General features: G+C 31.4%; 15 protein-coding genes and 1 pseudogene. 14 read left to right on the top strand and 2 right to left on the bottom strand.

All coding sequences use genetic code 11. The features are described 5' to 3' along the window. The 4 genes from BLR17_RS15025 to BLR17_RS15010 form a co-directional block, all read left to right on the top strand. The coding region (locus tag BLR17_RS15025) for a hypothetical protein (RefSeq protein ID WP_175444414.1) at positions 1 to 1311 on the top strand (1311 nt) is incomplete at its 5' end. A 181-nt stretch (positions 1312 to 1492) separates the two neighbouring features. Next, entirely contained in the window at positions 1493 to 3937 is a 2445-nt protein-coding gene (locus tag BLR17_RS15020; RefSeq protein WP_139068332.1) for a Plug domain-containing protein, read from the top strand. A gap of 206 nt (positions 3938 to 4143) precedes the next feature. Then, positions 4144 to 5745, top strand: coding sequence for a family 43 glycosylhydrolase (locus tag BLR17_RS15015; RefSeq protein WP_066325959.1), 1602 nt, complete (start codon positions 4144 to 4146; stop codon positions 5743 to 5745). Positions 5746 to 5881: 136 nt separating this feature from the next. After that, on the top strand, positions 5882 to 6736 hold the full coding sequence (locus BLR17_RS15010; RefSeq protein WP_066325957.1) for a CvfB family protein: 855 nt from the start codon (positions 5882 to 5884) through the stop codon (positions 6734 to 6736). Positions 6737 to 7372: 636 nt separating this feature from the next. Here the strand turns inward: BLR17_RS15010 and BLR17_RS15005 are convergent. Continuing rightward, positions 7373 to 8215, bottom strand: coding sequence for a hypothetical protein (locus tag BLR17_RS15005; protein ID WP_066325955.1), 843 nt, complete (start codon positions 8213 to 8215; stop codon positions 7373 to 7375). A gap of 217 nt (positions 8216 to 8432) precedes the next feature. Here BLR17_RS15005 and BLR17_RS15000 point away from each other — a divergent pair, with 217 nt between their 5' ends. From BLR17_RS15000 to BLR17_RS14970, 7 genes are all read left to right on the top strand, one after another. Beyond that, positions 8433 to 9263, top strand: a complete 831-nt coding sequence (locus BLR17_RS15000) for a 1,4-dihydroxy-2-naphthoyl-CoA synthase (protein ID WP_066325953.1) — start codon at positions 8433 to 8435, stop codon at positions 9261 to 9263. Between the two features lie 106 nt (positions 9264 to 9369). Then, positions 9370 to 10332 carry a 1,4-dihydroxy-2-naphthoate octaprenyltransferase gene (gene menA, locus BLR17_RS14995; RefSeq protein ID WP_066325950.1) on the top strand — a complete coding sequence of 321 codons (963 nt, stop codon included), beginning with the start codon at positions 9370 to 9372 and terminating at the stop codon, positions 10330 to 10332. Between the two features lie 104 nt (positions 10333 to 10436). After that, positions 10437 to 11114, top strand: a complete 678-nt coding sequence (locus BLR17_RS14990; protein WP_066325948.1) for a metal-dependent hydrolase — start codon at positions 10437 to 10439, stop codon at positions 11112 to 11114. A gap of 73 nt (positions 11115 to 11187) precedes the next feature. Beyond that, the gene (locus BLR17_RS14985; protein ID WP_066325945.1) at positions 11188 to 12390 is read left to right on the top strand and encodes a tetratricopeptide repeat protein; all 1203 of its coding nucleotides are present in this window, start codon (positions 11188 to 11190) and stop codon (positions 12388 to 12390) included. Positions 12391 to 12764: 374 nt separating this feature from the next. Beyond that, positions 12765 to 13817, top strand: coding sequence for an o-succinylbenzoate synthase (locus tag BLR17_RS14980; RefSeq protein ID WP_066325938.1), 1053 nt, complete (start codon positions 12765 to 12767; stop codon positions 13815 to 13817). 283 nt (positions 13818 to 14100) lie between these two features. After that, a complete protein-coding gene (locus BLR17_RS14975) occupies positions 14101 to 17622 on the top strand; it encodes a PAS domain S-box protein (protein WP_066325936.1) in 3522 nt (1173 codons plus the stop codon). 1 nt (position 17623) lies between these two features. Continuing rightward, on the top strand, positions 17624 to 17983 hold the full coding sequence (locus BLR17_RS14970; RefSeq protein WP_066325934.1) for a response regulator transcription factor: 360 nt from the start codon (positions 17624 to 17626) through the stop codon (positions 17981 to 17983). 1255 nt (positions 17984 to 19238) lie between these two features. Here BLR17_RS14970 and BLR17_RS14960 read toward each other — a convergent pair. Next, the gene (locus BLR17_RS14960) at positions 19239 to 20003 is read right to left on the bottom strand and encodes a response regulator transcription factor (RefSeq protein WP_066325930.1); all 765 of its coding nucleotides are present in this window, start codon (positions 20001 to 20003) and stop codon (positions 19239 to 19241) included. 142 nt (positions 20004 to 20145) lie between these two features. Between BLR17_RS14960 and BLR17_RS14955 the strand changes: the two genes are divergently transcribed. From BLR17_RS14955 to BLR17_RS14945, 3 genes and pseudogenes are all read left to right on the top strand, one after another. Then, positions 20146 to 22143, top strand: coding sequence for a sensor histidine kinase (locus tag BLR17_RS14955; RefSeq protein WP_066325929.1), 1998 nt, complete (start codon positions 20146 to 20148; stop codon positions 22141 to 22143). Beyond that, positions 22130 to 23203, top strand: coding sequence for an ATP-binding response regulator (locus tag BLR17_RS14950; RefSeq protein WP_066325927.1), 1074 nt, complete (start codon positions 22130 to 22132; stop codon positions 23201 to 23203). Before BLR17_RS14955 ends, BLR17_RS14950 begins: the two co-directional genes overlap by 14 nt. Before the next feature lie 384 nt (positions 23204 to 23587). Then, a pseudogene (locus BLR17_RS14945) lies at positions 23588 to 25008 on the top strand (Calx-beta domain-containing protein); the annotation flags it as partial.

Genomic DNA, 25008 nt, shown 5'->3' with positions numbered 1-25008 from the left:
GTTTCTTCAAAATCAAAATCGGGAGAAGGAAAATCTGCCAGTTTTTCTTTGAGTGTAACCGATACAAATGGAGTAGAAGAGGATAATTATGATTCAAATATTTGTTCGTATTTCTTAATGGAATCGGATATTCGAGGGAAAGTCTATCGCCCTGCTTATTATTTTGACAAAATTAATACGAAACGATTGGAACATTTAGACAATTTACTGTTAACTCAGGGCTGGCGTGATTTTGTTTGGAAATCCATACCAAAAACTGATGAGAAAAACAGTTATAAAATAGAAAAAGGAATAACCGTTTCAGGAAGAGTTAAACAACTTTTTGCAGATAAGCCGTTAGTAAATAATAATTTGACTTTGGCTTTAATGAGTAAAAAAAATCATGGAATTTTTAATACGGTGACTGATTCTATTGGCCGTTTTAAATTTGAAAATTTGGAATTTTCAGGGAAAGCAAAGATGTATTTGAATACCAGAGACGAAAAAGGAAAGTTTAGAGGGGAAATGCTTTTGGATTCCATTGAATGTTCACCGATGGATATTTCGCTGAAAAAAGAGCCTATTTTTTTATCAGAACCAAGTAATGCATTATCAGAAAATGTGTTGAAAAAATTCTCAGCATTTGAAGTAAAACCGGAGAATGTGTTGAAGGAAGTTACAGTGACAAATACAATAAAAAAGAAATATGATATAGTTGCTAACCACGGGAATTACGGATTAGCTGATATTACTTTTGAGGCTGATGAAAATACCCATATGTTTAGTACAATTTTTGAATTGTTGGAGCAAAAATTCCCAAGTTTTTTTAGAGGACCTGATCCTCTTTATATTATTGATGGATATGTAGTTCCTGAAGATCAAAAGTTTATGGTGGAGGCAGTTTTACCTATGGATGTTGTAAAAATTGATGCAGTTGGAAAAGTACAAGCAACTTTGTTTTTTGGAGGAGATGATAAAACGCCTGGAAAGGCTCATGGACGTAATGGGATAATAGCTATTTATACCAAACCCAATAAAGGGAATAGAATAAAAGAAGTTGTTCAATCTGTTAAAAAGGAGCTTGAAGGTTATTATAACGCACGTGTTTTTTATTCTCCTAATCCCGAAAATCCTAATCCGGATTTAGATAAAAAAGTAGGCGTACGCAATACCATTTATTGGAATCCTTATATTCATCCAGATAAATCAGGAAGTGCAACTGTAGATTTTTATAATAGCAAAGTGGAAACCAAAATAAAGTTGGCTCTTGAAGGTATTACTGCTAGTGGAATTCCGGTTGTAAAAACTAGTTTTTATAGTGTTAAAAAATAAATAGTTTATAGTATATTTTTTTTGAAATACAGGACAGTACAGGTTAGTTATTTGATGGGGAGTGTTTATTTTAGTAAAATTTTCCTACGCTGTTTTTTAGATAAAATAGTGTTTAATTTTTTTAAATATTTTGGTAACTAGATTATCAATAGAAATTTGTTTAATATATATCTGTTTTTTTATGATGAAAACTATTCTAGTCAATAAGACTTGTTATTTTGTTTGTTTGTTTTATTTGCTGGTATCATTTGGTTTTGTGCAAGCGCAGGAACAAAAAAAAATTTCGGATATTGAAAAAATATACCTGCATACTGATAGAACTCGGTATTTTATTGGTGATGATCTTTGGTATAAAGCATATGATGTAAGAGCTACTAATAATTTGTTATTTGATAACAGTAATCTTTTATATGTAGAATTAGTTGCACCTGATTCTAAAATAATTGCTCGTAACAAAACCAATATTGAAATGGGCTTGGGGTATGGTGACTTTCAATTAGCAGATTCACTTGGAGTAAAACCGGGAGTTTATCAGTTAAGGGCTTATACTAATTGGGATCGAAATTTTGGTGAGGATTTTGTTTTTAAAAAGGAAATAGAAATTTTGGATGCTTTTGAGATGCATACCAAACCCAATAAAGTTTTACCTCCAATTTTGGATCCTAAAACCAGAAAACCTATTGTGCCAAAAACAACTTTAACAGTTAATAAAAAAGAAATTTTTGTGGATTTTTTTCCAGAAGGTGGTTCTCTTTTAGATAATGTAGCAAGTATAGTTGGTTTTAAAGCTGTAGATAGTAAAGGAAATCCAATAGAAGTTACGGGGGAAATTTACGATACAGATAATCAAGTAGTGACTTCTTTTCAAAGTGTGCATGATGGAATGGGGAAACTTCAGATGTTGCCTTTAGAAGGAAAAAATTATTATGCTAAAGGAAAAACCACCACAGGAATTGAATTTAAAAAAGATTTACCACAAGCTACTAAATTAGGATATTTAATAGGTTATCGGGCATTTAAGGGCAGAAATATCGTAACAATTAGTACCAATGAAGCTACTCTGGCTCAAAATGTTAATGCAGCACTTACAGTTGTGTGTAAAACAAGAGGAGTTTCTTATCTGGAAAGTGTATTAAATTTGACTGCTACTACTTTGTCTTTTGAATTACCCAAAGATAAATCGCCTGAAGGAATTAGCCAAATTACTTTATTTGATAGTAATAACAGACCTCAAAGTGAACGTTTAGTTTATCTTGAAAAAGAACAGGATTTAGACGTTCAGTTGATTGCTGATAAAACTACTTATCAGCCAAACGAAAAAACGACTATCAATATAAGTTCAAAATCAAAAGACGGAAATGTAAAATCAGCAAGCTATTCTATGAGCGTAACTGATATGGATGGAATTTTGGAAGATAAAGAATATGGTTCAACTATTAGTTCGTATTTCTTAATGGAATCTGATATTAAAGGAAAAGTTTTTCGACCGGCCTATTATTTTGATAATACAAATCCAAAGCGTTTAGAACATTTGGATAATTTATTATTAACTCAAGGCTGGCGTGATTTTGTCTGGAAAAGTTTGCCAAATCCTAAAGATAATTTTAAAGTAGAAAAAGGGATTACCATTTCAGGTAGAGTAAAACAAGTTTTTGCAGATAAGCCATTAGAAAACGGTTATATTTCATTGGCATTGTTAAATAAGAAAAGAAGAAACTTTTTTAGTTTAAAACCAGATGCAACAACAGGAAACTTTAAGTTTGAGAATATGATGTTTTCCGGAAAAACCAATATGTTTTTAAATTCAGTTAATGAAAAAGGAAAATTTAGAGGAGAAATTGTTTTGGATACCATAGAACAGGAACCATTGGGAGTAAACTACAAAGATGAGGTAAGTAATTGGTCGGAAACATCACGTTTAGTGGCCGAAAATGTTTTTAGAAAATATGCAGCATTTGGGGTTAAACCTGAAAATATATTGAATGCAGTGACAATTGTTGGTAAAAAGAAAACTTCATCAAGATCTTTTTTTGGTTTGCCTGAAAACAGTTATGTGGCTGATGAAGATACTAAAACATTTACCAATATATATGAATTAATTGCTCAAAAAATTCCGGGAGTAATGTTAGATGGTGATTCCATACGTTTTCTACGTAATAATGCATCTCCTATGTATGTGCTAAATGGTTTCGAAGTAACCAAAGGTGAAATAGATGTTATTCAGCCTATGGATGTTGAGAAGATTGATGTAATCAGAGGAACACAGGCAACCATGTTTTTTGGAGAATCTGCAGAGAGTGGATTCATTGCAATTTATACAAAACCGAATACAGGTAACAGAAGTAAGGAAAAAACCTATGCTATCCAAAAGGAAATTGATGGTTATTATATTTCACGTACTTTTTATTCACCTACACCGGAACAGGTTCAGTTGGATTTAGATAATAAATTATCAGTTAGAAATACACTGTATTGGAATCCTTATGTTCATCCTGATAAAATGGGTCTTGCTAATGTGAGTTATTACAATACTAAAGTAGAAACTAAAGTAAAAGTGGCTCTTGAAGGGATGACAGCTTCAGGAATTCCAGTAGTTAAAACAGCATATTATACTATAAAAAAATAAGAGAATTTAAAATAGTATTTTGCCATTTATTAATAAAGAAACAACATTTTGCGTTTAGATATAACAATTGATGTTGCTGAAAAACTCCTCGACAAAATTTAAATAGAATTTGTCCAGGAGTTTTTTTATTCAGCATAGTACAGGACAATTTTCTGTTATTTAGCTTTTATTTTAGCCTTTTAAACTTTTATTGATTTCCTCAAATTATGATAAAGAATAATTCTGTTCAATTAAAAAGCCAATTTATATGGATTGGAATACTGTTTTTGTGTTCAACCATAAATACATTGGCACAAAATCAAAATATTAAAAACGATATTTTTTGGGTTACCAAAGACGGACAGCCTGTTTATAGTCAGGGAGGAGGGATTTTTAAGTTTAAAGATAATGACGGAATTGAAAAATACTATTGGTATGGTGTGCACTATGAGGAAGCTGAAAAATATAGAAAAGAGCCTGTGAAAAAATACGATCATTGTACTTTTAAATCGGTGACTTGTTATAGTTCGACTGATTTGGTCAACTGGACTTCAGAAGGTGATGTTTTTACTGATGCAGCAGCATTTCCTGATGGAAAGAGAACCTGGGTAGGACGTTTGGGGGTGGCTTTTGTAAAAGAAATCAATAAATATGCACTATTTGTTCAACATGGAAATCAGGTGTTGGTAGCGTTAGCCGATTCTCCTACGGGGAATTTTGTTTGGCATCAAAAAATAAATATGGAGCCATGGATTGGTACAACCAATACCGGTGATCAGACTGTTTTTACCGATGATAACGGAAAATCTTATTTGATTTATTCCTATGGCAAAGGGCGTAATAAAATCTATGTTTCTGAAATAGGGGTTAAAGATGGCAAAGTAACTATTTTAGATTGTACCAAAGTTTTTCAAGGGGAAAGCCGTGAGGGAAATTGCATGTTTAAATACAAAAATAAGTACTACATGGCGGCTTCTAATATTTATGGCTGGGACGCTTCTTTTGCCTATTATTTGGTTTCGGATGATATTAGAGGGCCATTTTTGCCAACAAACAATATGCAGATTATGGATGGAGCTGACGAAGATTATGCTCATGTAACCCAAACGGGATTTTTTTATACGATAAAAAGAAATGGTAAAGAAACTGTTTTGTATTGCGGAGATCGTTGGGCTGATTTTGCAGGGAATGGATTGGGTTATAATCAATGGGTACCGCTTTCTTTTAATGGGAGTAAGCCTTATTTTAATTCCTTAAGTTCCTGGAATCTGGACGAAAAAACAGGGAATTGGAGTGTAGCGGCAGATAATAATTATGTGAAAAACGGTAGTTTTGAGGCCGACAGAAATAAAATCCCGAGTAGTTTTAAGCCGATTCAGGAGCAATTACTGGGTTGGAAAACGACAGTAATTAAAGGAAATCCGATTAAGGTAAAAAGTGAGGATTCGCCACAATTGAATTATTTTAATACTGAGGAAGACCGAAAAGAAGTTATAGGTGAAAAAAGTTTGAATATCACGGATAAAGTTGATTTTGCAAGAGAAATTTCTCAACAAATCAATTCTTCTCGATATGTTGTTTTAGAAGATGGGGTATATATTTTAACAGCCAGAGTTAAAAACAGCAAAGGTTTTAGCGAATTGAAAATGTTTGCCAAAAGTGGCGGTGCCGATTATAAAATTACTATTGAAGATGAAAATCCTTCCTGGAAAAGTATTTGTATAAATGATTTTTTGATTAAAAATGGAAAAGTCACAATTGGCTTTTTTGCTGATGGAACTGCTAATGCATTTTGTCTAATAGATGATGTGACTTTGGTAAAGAAATAAAGAAGGAACACAGATGACACGGATTTGAGAAATTACCACAGATTCTTGTGAATCATAAGCTTTGTGCCCTTTACGAAAAACTTAGTGTTCTTTGTGGTTAAATTATTTACCTTTGCGGCTTAGAAAAAAGAAGAAAATGCTTAAAATAGGAAAATACAATAACTTAAAGATATTACGTGATACCAAAGTAGGATTGTTTTTAGGAGATCCCGAAAAAGATCCTGAAGGAATTCACGATGTCCTTTTGCCTAATAAATATGTCCCTAACGAATTTGAAATAGGCGAAGAACTGATTGTTTTTGTTTATTTAGATCATGAACAACGTCCTGTGGCTACTACTTTGGAGCCTTATATTTTATTGAATGAATTTGCACTTTTGCGTGTTAATTACATCAATCAGGTGGGGGCTTTCATGGATTGGGGAATGGAAAAAGATATTTTGGTTCCGTTTAAAGAGCAAGCCCGACCAATGGAAAAAGGAAAGCGCTATTTAGTTTATCTTTATATGGATCCAAAAACCAACCGATTAGTTGCTTCAAGTAAGACCAATCAGTTTCTTAATAACGAAACGCTTACGGTTGAAAAAGGTGAAGAAGTAGATTTAATTGTTTCTCATATTACCGAAATAGGAATTAATGTTATCATCAATGAAAAACACAAAGGACTTTTGTATAAAGATGAGGTTTATGATGATAGTATTCGTACCGGTGACAGAATGCGTGGATTTATAAAAAACATTCGACCTGATCACAAAATAGATGTTACTTTACAAAAACAGGGTTACGAAGGAATTGAACCAAATGCCGATAAGATTTTAAATGAATTAAGAGCCAGTCGCGGTTTTTTAAGACTAAATGATAATTCTCATCCCGAAGATATTAAAACGGTACTTAAGATGAGTAAGAAGACTTTTAAGAAAGCCATTGGTGCTTTGTACAAAGAAAAACTGATTGAAATTAAGGAGGACGGAATTTATCTCGTAAAAGAATAAAAAAAAAGAAAGACTAATCCTTATGGTTAGTCTTTCTATTTTTATAAGCTTTCTTATTTTTGGATAACTTATAAGCTGTTAAACAATTGGAAACTGTATTTTCAGTTTCACGTTAACTGTTTCTTTTCTTTATCTTTTTTTACTCTAAATGCTACTTGGAATTTCATTTTGCATCAAAAGCCTTTGGTATTAATAGTTTTTTTGGATTTTACGTATTCATTTTATGAATGAAAGTTTTGTATAGTAATCCAAATGGTTGTCCGTAGGTGCTACTTTGAATAAATTCGTATAAAATTTAGTGTTTCCCTCTTGGGCTCTTTCCTTCCGTTTTTGATTAAATTTAGTAACGTACAAAAAAGAGTGATAAAGCTTGTTGTTTGTTTCAATATTCTTTTTTTAAGTTAATAAATCAGTGAGAAACTCCATCGTTAGCTTGCATTGTAAATATTTCCACCAATTCCAGAACTAACTACACCTAAAATTAATAAAAAAAGCGTTTCGCAATTTTAAAAAAAACATTTATTTCCTAAAATTTAACATTTTCAAAGGATTAACGAGATAAGGATTACCGTATAAATAAATTTGCGTCCAGATATAAAAATGAGTAATTGAAATTGTTCCATTAACTGTTGAAAATTACTTTTTTACCGAATGTATGTTTTCTGATTTGGCAACAATTTCTTTTATAATATCGTCTAATTCATTACTGGAAATAATTATATTTTCCATTAGAAAAGTTTTTTCCTCTTCAGTATTGTCATTTTCTTTCAAAAGGTTGCAAATTGCCATTATGCGTGATAGCGGAGTTCTTACTACATGCGATTGAATCCAGGTGATTTCTTTTAAAACCTCATTCTGTTTTTCTATTTTTTTAGTGTGCCTGATATTGTTTTTAAAACTTTCGTCAAGGCCGTTAAATAATTTTGGAACCAAAGAACAAATTAGAAAACTTAGAAATATCAGATTGGCAAAAACAGCAAAAAGTTCGCTGGATTTAAAATCGATACGTTGTGTAGGAGTTAAATTCAGGTAATAAGCTGAGATATAAAAAACAGAAATATAAAAGTTGATAAGAGCAGGAGTGTACTGGTTTTTGAAAGTGTAAATAAATGTTGATAGAAAACAGGCTGCGAGTAAATAAAGAGTGCTATTTAGTCCGACAAAATAAATAAGGGAAAAGCTTAGAAAATAAACGGTTCCAATAAAAAGCAATTTGCGTTGCTTTATTTTGATTCCTTTTTTGAGCCCTATAAAAAGAGCAGCTATAACCGATAGTAAATCAATCCAAATCATAATGGGTAATTTGGATTCAAATGCCCAAAATAATGATGGAATCAGGGCAATTATACTCAACGGAATGATATATATGATGGTGTTTGAAAACATATCATCGCGCCAATACTTTAAATCTTTATTTTCTTCGGAAGAAACCAAGATGTTTTGTCTGATTCTTGAAGTGTATTTATTCCATATTTCCATAATCAAAGAGTGTTTTTGTATGTTAGGAATTATTGTAAATATAAGAAAATTAAGTAATAAATAGTTGTTTTAAGTTCTTAATTTGTTAGGCTAATACTTTTCTCAATGAGTTTTGTCTCTGCGTTAGCAATTCTTTTTTAGAGTTAAATAAAGGATAGGATAGATAAAGTGTAAAAAATGATTTATTTTTACGCTAAAATAATTTAAACCCATTAAAATGGATTGGATCACAGTCAAAGAATACGAAGATATCACTTATAAAAAATGCAATGGTGTTGCCAGAATAGCGTTCAACAGACCTAATGTTAGAAATGCTTTTAGACCTAAAACAACTTCCGAACTTTTAGATGCTTTTCATGATGCGCAGGAAGATACTTCAATTGGAGTAGTCTTGCTTTCTGCTGAAGGACCTAGTACTAAAGACGGAGTTTGGTCTTTTTGCAGTGGTGGCGATCAAAAAGCTCGCGGACATCAGGGATATGTAGGAGAAGATGGCTACCACCGATTGAATATTTTAGATGTACAGCGATTGATTCGTTTTATGCCAAAAGCAGTTATTGCTGTGGTACCGGGTTGGGCTGTTGGTGGAGGACATAGTTTGCATGTGGTTTGCGATATGACTTTAGCAAGTAAAGAACATGCTATTTTTAAACAAACCGATGCCGATGTAACCAGTTTTGACGGCGGTTATGGTTCGGCATATTTAGCTAAAATGGTGGGACAGAAAAAAGCCCGTGAAATTTTCTTTTTAGGACGTAATTATTCGGCTCAGGAAGCGTTTGAAATGGGAATGGTAAATGCTGTAGTTCCGCATGATGAATTAGAAGCTACTGCTTACGAATGGGCACAGGAAATTTTAGCTAAGTCACCTACATCCATCAAAATGTTGAAATTTGCCATGAACCTTACCGATGATGGTATGGTGGGGCAACAGGTTTTTGCAGGTGAAGCAACAAGATTAGCTTATATGACCGAAGAAGCTAAAGAAGGAAGAAATGCTTTCCTTGAAAAAAGAAAGCCTAATTTCGAAAAGAAATGGTTGCCATAATGAATTGTAGATTTCTGATTTTAGATTTTAGATTTGATCTTGAAAAATCTAAAAAAAAACAGAAAGGAATCTAAAATCTACACTTTAAAATCAAAAATAATAAATAATGAAACACTGGATTGAAGCCGCAAGATTGCGCACCTTACCTTTGTCTGTATCGGGAATTATAGTGGGAAGTATGTATGCCTTAGCGCATCCTACCGATGAAATATTAACACCTACAGAAGTTTTTAACTGGAGACTTTTTGGCTTTGCGATACTAACTACATTGGGTTTGCAAATCCTTTCCAATTTTGCCAACGATTATGGTGACGGAATAAAAGGAACCGATAACGAAGACCGAATAGGTCCTAAACGGGCTATTCAGAGTGGTGTGATTTCTCCTGCTGCTATGAAACGGGCTATTATCATTACTTCTTTTTTGACCTTGCTTTCGGCAATAGCATTAATTTATTATGCTTTTGGCTATGCGCATTTGTTTTATTCTGTTTTCTATTTGGTTTTAGGAATTTTAGCTATTCTTTCGGCTATTCGTTATACCGTTGGAAATACCGCTTATGGTTACCGTGGCTATGGTGATTTGTTTGTCTTTGTGTTTTTTGGATTGGTGAGCACTTTAGGAGTAAACTTTTTATATTCAAAACAGTTGGACTTCGAATTGATTTTACCGGCTATGGCCATTGGTTTTTTAAGCGTAGGTGTTTTGAATTTAAACAATATGCGTGATGAAGAATCAGATAAGAAGGTTGGTAAAAACACCATTGTGGTAAAAATTGGCGGAGCAAAGGCTAAAAAATACCATTACTTTTTAATTATTGGTGCAATGGTTTTGACTTTGGCATTCACAATTATAAGCGAATTTCAATTTGATCAATACCTGTTTCTGTTGACTTATATCCCTTTAACTAAACATTTAATCAGGGTTTGTAAAAATCAGGAACCTAAAGCATTAGATCCGGAGTTGAAAAAGTTAGCCTTAAGTACTTTTGCACTTGCAGTTTTGTTGTCTTTGTGCATGATTTACTTTTTTTCAGATATCATTGTTAATGTTTTTTTAGGCGGAAGATAAAATTTGGAAAAAAGAAAAAAGAAAAAAGAAAAAAGAGGATAGTTTCAGGTTGGCTACTCCCAACTTCGAACTTCAAGCTTCCAACTCACTAAAAAAAATAAAATATGGAAATAACCTATTACGGACACGCTGCTTTAGGGATTAAAGTAGGTGGAAAACACATTATTGTAGATCCTTTTATTTCAGGAAATCCTTTAGCAGCACATATCAATATCGAAGATTTAAAAGCCGATTATATTTTGCTGACTCATGCTCATGGCGATCATGTTTTGGATGTGGAAGCAATTGCCAAACGTACTAACGCTGTAATTGTATCGAATGCTGAGATTGCAGGATATTATGCTGCCAAAGGTTTCGAAGCACATCCTATGAATCACGGTGGAAGCTGGAATTTTGACTTTGGGAAAGTGAAATATGTAAACGCCATTCATTCGAGTTCGTTTCCTGATGGGACTTACGGAGGGAATCCGGGTGGTTTTGTTATCGAAGGCGAACATAAAAACATCTATATCGCCGGTGATACGGCTTTGACAATGGATATGAAATTGATTCCAATGCGTACCAAGCTCGATTTAGCCATTTTTCCAATAGGTGATAATTTTACGATGGATGTTGAAGATGCTATTTTGGCTTCTGATTTTGTAGAATGCGATAAGATTCTGGGCTATCACTACGATACTTTTGGTTACATCAAAATCGATCATAAAGAAGCTATTCAAAAATTCTTCGACAAAGGAAAAGACCTGATGCTACTTGAAATAGGAGATAGTATCGAATTGTAAAATTTTTAGAAGCTATTCCGATAGCTATCGGGACTATCAGGGCTAATTAGATTCAGTTAATAAGAACTACTTCGTGAAAAAAATAATTTTAGGGCTATTTGTTAGCTTTTTATATCAGTCTGCATTTGCTCAAAAAACAGGTTATTGGGACAAAGAAAGAGCGACCTATAAAGAAATTTCTGTTTCTGCCAGAGACAGAATCATTGTTGAAACCGATGATTTTCCGGCAGGAACCACCGAATTGATTTACAGAATCACGCTATTGGACGATAACCAGCAAATGGCGAGCAGTCTGGTTTCGGTTTTAAAATCCATTCCTGATCCAACAGGAATTAGTCAGGGTTCAGCGGGAGCTGTTTTTTTAGCATCAAAAATTTCGGGAGATGACAAATGCAAATACGCTATTTTTTCGAAAAAAGAATTAACTGCTGATTATATTTCTAATGGAGGAACGGCCGATGCCTGTCTGGTTCAAAATACGCCTTTAAGCAAAGATGCTAAGCGACTTTCTATCGATAAATCGGCTTGTATTAAATCGAATTCTGGCAAATTGTATTTTGGTTTCGAAAGTTCCAATTGGATTATGAAACAAAAAATTGTCCTTGAAGTGGTGCCTTGGGTTGATGCTAAATTAAGCAGAGGTTGGACTTTAGAAAACAGAAAATTCATTATCAGTCAGTGTAAAACTTCGGCATTAGCCAGAAAAATGGCAAATTCAGACGATTTTTGCGTTTGTATTGGTGATAAAATCCAAAAAGAATACACTTTTAAGGAATTTCAAAAATTATTGCCTATGGAGCAGTCTAAGGTATATAAGGATTTTGGTGCGAGTTGTTTTGAAGAAACCGGAATTGCTAAAACTGTTTTTAATGATTTGCGTGCAAAAGCTTCTGCTAATATTAAGAAAGGTGATTATGGCTCAGCAATAAAAAATTATAATGAGATTGTCAATCAAAGAAAAGCAACGGCTTTAGATTACAGTAATTTGGGCTATTCTTATCTTTTAACAAAACAATACGGAAAAGCAATTAAATCGCTGAAAGAAGGCGAAAAAATCGATGATAGCGAGTTGTTTGTCAAATTAAATTTAGCGCATGCTTATTTGCTGAATGGCGAATATTCAAAAGCTAAAACGATTTATAAAGAATACCAAAATCAAAATGTAACCGATAATTTGAGTTGGACTCAAAAAATCAAAGACGATTATCAGGCTTTCGCAAAAGTAGGAATTCAAAACAATGATTTTGAAAGGGTTTTGAAGTTATTAGAAAAATAATTTACCAGGAAGGCTTGAAATAATAAAAACCATTAAGAAATTCAGTTTTATTAAGGTTTTGGTTTAATTTGCTTAATATCTTAATGGCTTAAGGACTGATTTGTTTTCATAATAGTAATAGGTAATAATATCATGAATAAATTGCGTTTGTCTGGTTTTTTTATTCTTCTAATTGGGATAATTTTAAATATCAAAATGTATATCTGTAATGAATGGCCAACTTATATCTTTTTTGGATTGTGTCTTTTTGGAATTCTATTAATTGGATTATCTTATTTGAATAAATCAAAATTATAATTTGAGTATAGTCTAATTATAAAAAAAAATTAGCGAACCTTTGCGAAAAACTTAGCGCTCTTTGCGGTAAAAAAAACATGAAAGCAACCTATCATAAATACATTCTTAATTTCAAAGGTCCCTCAGGAACTTCCCGTGGCGTGATGACCGAGAAAGAAACTTGGTTTTTGGTTTTAGAAGAAAACGGAAAAAAGGGAATAGGAGAGTGCGGAATTTTAAGAGGTTTGAGCGCTGATGACCGACCGGATTATGAAGCAAAATTACAATGGACTTGCGCTAATATTTATTTAGGTAAAGATGTACTTTGGGAAGCCTTAATGGAGTTTCCTTCGATACAGTTTGGAGTCGAAATGGCTTTTCAGTCCATGGCAAGTGAAACACCCTTTTTACTCTTTCCTTCTGAGTTTACCGAAGGTGAAAAATCAATCGAAATTAACGGTTTGATTTGGATGGGTGAAGCAGCTTTTATGAAGCAGCAAATTGAAGAAAAATTAGCTCAGGGATTCCGTTGTGTCAAACTGAAAATTGGCGCCATAGATTTCGAAAAAGAACTGGAATTGTTGCGTTATATTCGAGAATATTTTACCCCTGAACAGGTTGAAATCAGGGTAGATGCTAATGGAGCTTTTGCTTTGAATGAAGCTTTAGGTAAATTAAATCAATTAGATGAATTTGAATTACATAGTATTGAACAACCTATTCAAAAAAATAATACTGACAGGATGGCAGAGTTGTGTAAAACAACTCCTTTTCCTATTGCTTTAGACGAAGAGCTGATAGGTGTTTTTACATTAGATGAAAAAGAACAATTATTGCAAAAAATAAAGCCTCAATACATTATTTTAAAGCCTAGTTTTGTAGGTGGTTTTAGAGGAACACAAGAGTGGATTACACTTGCCGAAAAGTATCAAATTGGTTGGTGGATTACTTCGGCTCTAGAGTCTAATATTGGCTTAAATGCTATTGCGCAATGGACCTATTTACAACAGAATTCAATGCCTCAGGGACTGGGGACAGGAGCGCTTTATACTAATAATTTTGACTGTCCTCTAGAAGTTTCTCAGGGACAATTGTGGTATAAAAAAGAGTTGGATTGGAGTTTCGATTTTCAAAAATTAATGATTCTTTAAAGAGGTTTTTTTGGATTGATTTCATTATTCAATAGTTGAAAACTTTAGATAAGCCGAAGGTTGAGATTATTAAAAACGTCAGTTTGGGTGTTTTTTTGTGTGATGCAATGAAAGAAATATCCCAATACATAGTAATCAATTCTTTTTTATGTAATAAAAATTTTATAACAAAATTAAAAATAGTAAAAACGTTTGATTTTGAGGTAAATAAGTGTTTATTTTGTGTTTAGCTATTTGTGAAGTTAACTTTGCAATAGAATTTAAATACCACCATAATCTTTTTATGTCTTTATTACAAATTAGCGAAGAAACAGATGTTCTGTTTGATAATTTAAATCTTACTGAGGAACTTCAAAAAAGTATTTTATTTGCTTTGGAAATTAGTGAAGTTTCGTTTGCATGTATTTCAATTTTAAATTCCTCAAAAAAATTCTTAAAAAATAATACAGGAGTTGATTTTGATTTGTTTTCTGAATTTATATCACAATGGAATTCTCATGTAGTTCAAAATAGAGCATCATATTTTGTTTCGGATAATTTGTTAAATTCTGAATCAACACAAATTTCACTACAATTTTATGCCGGATTTCCTATAGTATATGATCATAAACTAATAGGTGTATTTTGTTTGGCCGATTTTAAGAATAAAAATCTTTCTGATTCACAATTAAAAGTTTTGAATTATGTTTTGAGTCAAATTGAAAGCTTTTTAGGATTACAAAATCAGATTTATCAAAAAGAAAAACAATTTGGATTATTTGTTGAAAATTCAAAAGAAATCCTTTACGAATTGGATAAAGAAGGTAAAATTACTTTTGCTTCCAAAAATTGGGTTGATCTTTTGGGGTATGAGGCAGAGGAGGTTTTGGGTACATCTAATGCTTCTTTAATCCATCCTGATGACTTAGAAATGTGTTTGGAGTATCTTATTCATTCAGTGGGAGATACAAAATCAGAGAAGGATCTTGTGTTTAGAATCAGGCACAAAGAAGGACATTATGTTTGGCATGCTTCGAATTTAATATCATCTGAAAAGGATGGAGAAGTTATATTTATTGGGAATTGTAGAGATGTTACCGAACATATACAAACCCAGCAAAAACTGGAAAAACAGAAAGATTTTTATGAGAAAATTTTAGAGCGTATTCCAACGGATTTAGCTGTTTTTGATGAGAATCATAAATATATCTATTTAAACCCCTTAGCAATAAAGAATGACGAACTTAGAAATTTTATCATAGGAAAAGATGATTTTGAATATGCCAATCATACAGGAAGAACTTACGAATTCGCTGAAGACAGACGAGGTAAATTTATCAAATCATTAGAATCCAAGACTTTGATTCAATGGGAAGAATCAATGCGTCATCCTAATGGAACTATTAGTGTTTATAATCGTAAATTTAATCCTGTTTTTAAAGAGGACGGATCATTTGATATGATGGTAGGTTTCGGTGTGGATATTACTGAAATTAAACGTTTTCAGGATGAGATTATAAAAAACAGACAGTTAATCAATAGTATAATACAAAATGTTGCAGTAGGTATTTTGGTTCAGGGTCCACAGTCTGAAATATTAGAAAATAATAAAGCAGCCTGTGAAATGTTAGGTCTGACCGAGGATCAATTATTGGGTAAAACTTCGTTCGATGAACATTGGAAAGTAATTCATCTTGACGGTACAGAATTTAAATCAGAAGATCATCCTGTTCCTCAGGCTATTCAAACATTAAAACCTATTAATAATGTGGTGATGGGAGTTCATCGTCCGACTAAAAATGACTTAGTTTGGTTGTTAGTCGATGCCATCCCCGTATTTGATAATGATGGCTCATTGCTATATGTAGTTTGTTCTTTTAATGATATTACTGCCAGGAAAAAGGCTGAAGATGATTTAATGATAAGTAACGAACGTTTTTCTTTTTCTAATAAGGCTAGCTTTGATGCTATTTGGGACTGGGATTTAATTTCGGATAAAATTTTTGTTGGAGAAGGTTTTACTTCGCTTTTTGGATATCAATTTGAGAACAACTTTATGGATGCTGAGGTTTGTGAGAATTTTGTACATCCTGAAGACAGGAACGCTACTTTTGAAAGTTTTGATGAAGCTATTGCTAATCAAAAAGGAATGTGGGCTTATGAATATCGTTATTTAAAAGCAGATGGGACTTATGCACATGTAAACGATAAAGCAATTATAATTCGCGATAAAAAAGGTCAGGCAATCCGTGTTATTGGAGCAATGAAAGATATCACGAAAGAAAAAGAACTGACAAATAAATTAAAGGAAAGTGAACAAATATTTAAAAGTGCTTTTAAAAATTCTGCTGCCGGAATGGCTTTAGTAAATGTGGATGGATTTTATACAGAAGTTAATGAAAGACTTTGTGAGATGTTTGGATATACACCTGAGGAGATGAAGTTATTTAGATTTCAGGATATTACTTATGTAAAAGATCTTAAAATTGATTTGGATTTTAAAGACAAATTGGACTCCGGAGAAATATCACATTTTAGTTCAGAGAAACGATTTGTTCATAAAAACGGTTCGCTTGTTTGGACTCATATGTCGGTATCAATTGAGCAAAATAATAAAATTCCTTTTTATATTGTACAGTTAATTGATATAACTGAAAGGAAAAAAATTGAAAGACACAATCAATTATTGCTAACTGAAAATAACAGAAATAAAGCCATCCAGTTAAAAGAGGCTAAAAATATGTATCGTTTTTTAGCAGATAATACTGCTGATTTAGTTTGTGTGCATGGTTTAGATACAACATTTCAGTATGTATCACCATCTTCAACTAAACTTATAGGATATACACCGGAAGAATTGGTAGGAACCTCGCCTTTAGATTATGCTTTTCCGGAAGAAATACAATATTTAATGAGTAGTTTGACTGATTTTATAGATGAAAAAGTCGATGACAGTACTACAGCGCGATTTAAAACTAAAAGCGGTGAATATATTTGGCTAGAAACCAAAGCAAATTTGATTAGACAAAGAGGTGTAGTTGTTGGTTTTCAAACAAGTTCAAGGGATATTACAGAGCGTAAAAAAGCAGAAATGGTTTTAGAAAAAGCTTTAAATCAGGAAAGGGAATTAAATGAATTACGAACTAATTTAGTTTCAACCATTTCTCATGAATTCCGAACTCCGATGACCACCATTCGTACCAGTGCAGAGCTTATAGGAATGTATCTGGAAAATCAAAAAATAGAAAAAGCACCTCTTTTACAAAAAAGAGTTTCTATTATTACTGAAGAAATAGACCGCATTGTTGACTTGATGGAAGCGGTATTGACCATTTCAAAAGAAGATTCAGGTAAAACCAATTTTAATCCTGAATTATTTGATTTAAAAGATCTTTGTTGTAATCTAATTGAAATAAATTACGATAATCAGAATAGCAAACAAAAGATTGTGTTTGATTTTGATGATGAGCGTTTTATGGTGTATGCTGATGTTAAGCTCATGGAATATTCTATTTTGAATATTTTAAACAATGCAGTAAAATATTCTAAAGGTTTTGGAGACATTATTTTTAATATTAAAAAAATTGATGACAATATACAATTAGAGATTAGAGATTTTGGAATTGGAATTCCTGAAGAGGAGCAGTCTAAATTGTTTAATACTTTTTTCCGGGCAAGTAACACAAATGGGTATCAGGGAACAGGTTTAGGTCTTTATATTGTAAAAACTTTTACAGAGAAAAATTCAGGTACTATTAAATTAGAAAGTACGTTGGGGGAAGGAACACAAGTAACATTTCAATTTCCAGTAGCTAATCAGGATTAAAATGAAAAAGATTTTAATTATAGATGATGAAGTCAGTCTAAGAGAAACGGTAGCCGAGTTGTTAATGGTTATAGGATTTGACGTTTTTGAAGCAGAAAATGGAAATGAGGGATTGAAAAAAGTACAAGAAATAGATCCTGACCTTATCATATGTGATATCATGATGCCGGTTTTAGACGGCTATGGATTTATGGAAACACATATTAAGTCGGAATTTTCTAAAATTCCTGTTCTCTTACTTTCTGCAAAAGTTGAGAAAGAAGATAAGGAAAAGGGATTGGATTTAGGTGCTAAAGCTTATATTAGTAAACCTTTTGTTTTTAGCGAATTAAAGAGCATAGTGGATTTTTATACTCAATAAAATTGAAATTATTTTAAAATCAGATTTTTGTTTTTTGTTGTTTTTTTATACAATGTTATAAAATATTGCGCATGAATAATATTTCTTGGAGAAAGTGTTAATTCATGAAAAATTAAATTTTCTTTATTTATGAGCAATTTGTATGAAAATTGTTTGTATAAAAAAGAAAAGTATACTATTCCTAAAAATGCAATTGGAAAATAAACAGGAGACAGGTAGATGTTGAATTTATTTTTTACCAAATAAAAGATTATAAAACCTGTAAACGTAAAAATGTAATTGATAAAAAACACTCTGTTTTTTCTAATTTGAACATTAGAAATAAGATTGAAATCAAAATGTAATTCTTCTTTTTTAAAATAAAAAGATACTTTCGAATTCATTATGCTGAAAAGAGGAGTTTTTAGATAGGTATCGTTTGTCTTGTTGGAAATTATATCATTCATAATTTAGAACATGATTTATTCATTTAAAATACTTACCAAAACAGCATGATTTTTTAACAAAATTGTAATCATTAAGTGAAATTGCCCCCAAATTCAATACATGCTGTTTGGTAAGAAAACCTACGGCTGCAAAATTAGATTGGATTTTTTTGATTTTGTTTTTATTTAGCTATAAGTTTAAAATATATATAGATGCTTTAAATTTTGACTAATAATAACCTTGATGAATGGAATTTCAAAAATGCTAGTTCGGGTGTTTTTTACATAATCAAATGAAGTAAAAGACCTAAAAAAAGATCCTGATAACTATAGAGACGAGAAACGTTTTGGCTATTGAATTTTCTTCTTCCCAATGTATTCCTTTTTAAATAAAGGATTACCCGAACCGCCAAAATTCAGTATTAAAAAACAATTTTATCCAACAGTTTAGATTGATAAACAGATAAGATGTTCTGTGTTTTAAATCACAAGTAAAAAGAAAGACAGTGCTAAACTTAGTAAGGCAATTACAAATACTGCTATTAAAAATTTGGGATTTGCTCGAAGTGTGATGTCTATTTTCTCCCAATGTTCTTCAGTGGGTCTAATTTTTAAATTCAAAATATTAATTTTTATTCTATAAATAATAATAAGCCACTATCTTAATAGAATAGTAACTAACTATTTGTATTAAAAGATAGTTTGGCATATTGTGTTTGAGAAGTGAAAATTAAAAAATCAATAAGAATCATTTTTAATTTTAAGCTATAGTTTAAAATTAAATACTTATAATGAAAAATTATTTGAATGAAAAACGCAACGAAACAGCATTATTTCTGAACGTTATTAATGTATTCTCTGGGACTTAAGCCCATGTATTTTTTAAAACTGGTAGAGAAATAAGAAAAAGAATTGAATCCGGCTTCATCAACCAGAAACTGAATGTTTTTTTCTCCGGCATTGATTAGTTTAATGGTGTAATCTAATTTAAATTCTCTAATGTATTGAGTGATGTTTTTATTGGTTCTTTTTCTTATTTTTTTATCTAAAGTTGATTTGCTGATGTGTAATTCGGATGCTAATTCTACAACATTGACTTTTGATTTCATGTTTTTTAGCAAAATTTCATTAACCGATTCTATGAAATCTTTGTTTGATAACTTGATGGTAACTTTTGAGAAAGGATCCGGGGTGAATTTTTTCTCAATGCTGTTTTTAAGTATTAATAAATTTTTGATTTTTAGAATTAACTCTTTTACTTTAAATGGTTTAATAATAAAGTCATGAACACCATTTTCTAATTGCCTGAATTTTGTTTCGGTATCAGCATTTGCGGTTATCATAATGAAAGGGATAGAGTTGAATTTTTTATTCTTTTGAATTTCTAAAAACAATTCTTCACCATCCATTAGAGGCATCATTAAATCACTAATTATGATGTCGGGAATATTTTTTTTAAGATAATTGATCGCTTCCTGTCCATCTTTTAGCCAGCATACATTATAATTATTAAGTGTGAGCAATTCTACAATAGAATCTCCTATTAATAAATCATCTTCAATTAATACTACATTTAATTTATTGGGGTTTTTCATGGGGCAAATCTAACAAATACTTTTTTAAATTATAAATCTACTAATTTAAACTATAAGTATTTATGGTTCTGTTAAAAGTTATATCATTTAAATTTGGTCGCTTTTTTACGATTGTAATTTACAATGTGGTTTTTTAAAAATTATGAAGAATATCTCCCTAAATGTTTCGGCTGCTAATCATATTCTTATTGAAGAAGAAGAATTAGATTCTGCTCTGAATTCCTGTTTGGCCATTTTGGGAGAAAGTCTAAATGCTTGCAGAAGTTATATTTACACCATCGAAAACGAATCTATAGAAGAATCGTATTCGTGGATTAATCCTGAGTTAAGGAAAAATGATGTTCCTCTTTTTAGTTATTTGTGTAAATCCATTCCTGAAATAATCACACCCTTGAGTAAAGGCTTTCATCTTGTTGGTTTTACAAACGGGATAAAAGAGCCGTTTTTTAAGCAAATAATGTTGGAGCGTAAAGTAGAAACTTATTTGTTTATACCCATATTCGAAAATGATATTTTTTGGGGGTTTTTAAGCTTTGAGCATTGTTATACAGTCCAATGGAACTCGGAGATAATTGAATTAATAAAACTCTTTACTAAAAATATTTCTATTAAAATTAATGAGATTAGATATAGGAAGAATATTGGGCCAAGTTTTGATATTTTTAAATATTATGACCAAAGTGTTTTAGAAGGAATTTGGGAGTTAGATACAAATACTTTTGAAACTAAAATGTGTAATAACTGGGCGAGAATTCTTGGGTTTTCTATCTATGAAATAGAACAAACCTATGATTTTTGGAGAAAAAGAGTGCATCCGGAAGATATTGTTCAGTTAGAAAAATCACGTCAGGAATATATTTTAGGAAATGTTGATGAATATTTTGGGGTTTATAGGATAAAGAATAAACAAGAGCAATACATCTGGGTAAAATCTTCAGGTACTATTAAGAGAAATTTAAATGAAGATTCTGTAAAAATTATTGGGACAATCGTTGATGTAAATGAGATTCAAATTAATAAAATTGCTTTAGAGGAATCTGAAAAAAAAATGAGATTTATTTTAGAGAATTCCTCTGATTTAATTACTCAAAGAGATATTAAAGGAAACTATACTTATATATCAGAATCTTCAAAAGAAATTTTAGGTTATACGCCTCAGGAATTAATGGAATTGAATTCAGCTTATGAATTATTTCATCCGGATGATTCAGAAAATGTATTAGCAGAGCAGTTTGATTTTATTAATAATAGGAATTCCAATAGACATATTTTTAATGTCAGGGTAAAAAAAAAGGATGGAAATTATATTTGGATGGAAGTTATTTCCAAAAAAATAGAGGTAAACAATAATCTGATTAGTATTCAAAGTACGGCAAGAGATATTACTCTCAGGAAAGATTTAGAAAAACAGAATGAAAAAGCGATAAAAAGAGAAAAAGAATTGTATGATTTGAAAGCGAAATTTGTCGCTATGGCTTCTCATCAGTTCAAAACACCTTTAACGGTAATTTATTCTAATGCTGAATTAATTGAGATAAAAACAAAATTATTGGATTCTAAATTGGCAGGTAATTTCACATCAATAACAAGCAGAATTAAATTTGAAATTAACCGAATGACCGAATTGATAGAAAATATTCTGATTTTTGGGAAATATGATATCAAAGAAAATTTTAGCCTTAAAATAGAAGCTGTCGATTTTGATGAGTTTATGGCAAATTTGATTGTTACCTATTTTAATCATGAAGCCGATGGAAGAGAGGTTGATATTGTGACCGTTGGTTCTTCAAAACCAGTACAATCTGATACTTCAGTTTTAATACACATCTTTACAAATTTATTAAATAACGCCTTTAAATATTCCAAAGGAAAACAAAACCCTGTCCTTAAGATTAGCTATTTGGAAAAAAACATACAAATAGACGTAATAGATTATGGTATTGGAATTCCGGATCAGGATATTAAAAATTTATTTAAATCTTTTTTTCGGGCCTCAAATACAACAACAATTGTAGGTTCAGGATTAGGACTAACAATTGTTAAACAATTTACCCGAATGCTAAAAGGAAAAATCAGGCTAAAAACAAAAGAAAATTCAGGAACCAAAATAACTATAACTTTCCCTTATGAACAAAAATAGAATACTGCTGGTTGAAGATGAAATAAATTTAAGAGAAACTATTTGTGAATATTTGAAATATGAAGATTACGAAATTGTATCAGCAGAAAATGGACAGGAAGCTTTAGATATTTTAGATTACTGGATTCCGGATTTGATTCTTTGTGATATAATGATGCCAGTAATGGATGGTCATAAGTTTCATGAAATTATAAACAAAAACAGCACCCTTAATGCAATACCATTTATTTTTCTGACTGCAAAAAAAGAAGATAATATCAGAGAAAAATGCATTTATGATGGAGTAGATGAGTTTATTTCAAAGCCGTTTAAGTTTGATGAATTGACAAAAATGGTAAATGCTAAAATTAAACGATTTAAGAAGATAAAGAATTCCTATAATAATATCTATACAGGATCTGAAAATGTTTTTTTACATGAAATTAATACTCCTTTAAATGGAATTTTAGGTTCTATTGATCTTTTGATTGATCATGAAGAAAGTTTTGATAAGAATGATAAAGCAACGTTTTATGAAGCAATTAAAATTTCCGGAGAGCGCTTAAATAGAACTATGCGAAATGTGATATTATTTCAAAACATAAAAAACAATACTATTGAATTTAATGAGGATGAGCAAAGTGATTTATTAGATTGTTTTGTTAAAGTAAGAAAAGCTCTTTCGCCTTATTATGAAAATTCTAAAAAAAGGCTGAGAGCAGATCTGGCTAATGTGGAGATAAAAATGAATTCTGATTTTCTGGAATTTGTACTTTATGAATTAATAGATAACGCTTTAAGATTCTCAAATACAAGTAAGCAGGTGAGTGTTGCCGGCAATATTTATAATGATAAATATTATGAGTTAAAAATTACAGATTATGGATCTGGTTTTAAGCCGGAAGAATTAAAATCAATTGAGCCTAATAAACAATTTAATAGAGAACAAATGGAGCAGCAGGGCTTAGGTTTAGGTTTGTACTTAAGTCGAATAGTTGTTTTAAAATCGAAAGGACTCTTTAGTATTGTTTCTAAGGAAGGAGAGGGGACTAAAATTACGTTACTGTTGCCAATTAGTTAATAAAGTTTTTCAGTATTAAAAATAATGAGGAAAGACTGTTGGGGAAAATTTTTAAAGTGTAATTTCTCTAACAACTTAAGAAAATTTAAATTATTATTTTTTTAAAACAAAAACTCTGATTTTAAATCGGAGTTTTTTGTTTTCATAAGTTAATGATTTTTAATTGTTTTTTTATTTTTTAACTTATGTGTCATAAATTTTTATTCATTAATCAATTTATAGTTAAAAAAAAATCATAGGTATAGTTTTGTTGTTTATCAATTTTTAATTGTAAGTTTTTACTTTAATTGTAAATAATATTCTATGATAATAAAAGATTACTCAATAAAGTTATTTGAAAAACTAAATTTTAAAATTTCAAAAAAAATTAAACAGGTATTTTTTTTGATTTTATTTGTTGGTTTCTCTTCAATAGGGAAATTAAATGCTGCAACACTTTACTTTAATAGTGTTTATAAAGCTTCGGGTGCAGCTTATACTGTCAATACACAATCTCTAACTTCGGTTTCATTAGTATCGGGAACGAGTTTTAGTTTTACTTCAGCAGATCCAACCTGGACAAGTTTTATTTCCGGTAATAACGAAAATGGAATACTTCGTTATGTTAATGGTAGTGGTCAATTAGTTTCAATTTATGGTACTATTTCAAGACAAAATAAAGCTAGTGGTACAACTTTAGGTGTCAACTTTATTACAACAGATTCTAATTATGTAACCTCTGCCTCATCAGAAGCGTATGTATTAGTGGTTCCTGGTCAAGAAGGTTCTTATAGTAATGGCACAACAGTTAGTACTTCTTCTGATCCCATTGATCCTGTCTTAAATGCTATGTTAGCAAGTCAAGGAACATCACCGATCATGACTATTAGCAGTCCTAGTATTTCAGAAAATGCAGGATATGCTACATTTACTATATCCTTGTCTAATGCAGCTAATGCTTCCATTTCTTTTACTCCAACATTATCAGATGTAAGTGCAATATTAAATTCTGATTACACTAATTCTATTCAATATTACAATACAACAAATAGTACATGGACAAATATAAGTTCTTCTGTTACAATTAATCAAGGGGTTACTTCTTTAAATATTAGAGTTCCAATTTTAGATGATTCTACTTTTGAAAGTACTGAAACATTTAATTTTCAAACAGGAGCAATAACCGGAGGGAATGTTTTAAATAATTATGGTGTTACCGGTATAGGCACTATCCTCGATAATGACAGTACTCCATTATCTGCTACAACATCACAAACTAATGTTTCTTGTAATGGTGGTTCAAATGGTAGTGCTACAGTTACAGCTTCTGGGGGAGCGGCTCCTTATACCTATTCATGGTCACCTTCCGGTGGAACTAATGCTACAGCAACAGGACTTACCGCAGGTTCTTATACAGTAACAATTACTGATGCTAATTCTTCATCAATTTCGAAAACTTTTACTATTACACAACCAAGTGCTATAGTATCTTCCGTTTCATCCCAAACTAATGTTTCTTGTAATGGTGGTTCTAATGGTAGTGCTACAATTAACGTAACAGGTGGAACAGCTTCTTATACCTATTCATGGTCTCCATCTGGAGGTACTGCAGCTACGGCTACAGGATTGGCAGCCGGTACTTATACCGTAACAATTACAGATGCTAATTTATGTACGAAAACCCAAAGTGTTACTATTACACAACCAAGTGCTATAGTATCTTCTGTTTCATCTCAAACTAATGTTTCTTGTAATGGTGGTTCTAATGGTAGTGCTACAGTTACAGCTTCTGGCGGAACAGGGTCTTTAACCTATTCATGGTCTCC

The sequence above is a fragment of the Flavobacterium glycines genome (assembly GCF_900100165.1).
GTDB lineage: Bacteria > Bacteroidota > Bacteroidia > Flavobacteriales > Flavobacteriaceae > Flavobacterium > Flavobacterium glycines.
The sequence above is the reverse complement of the archived record's forward strand: the minus strand, read 5'-3'. Positions and strand labels throughout refer to the sequence as shown.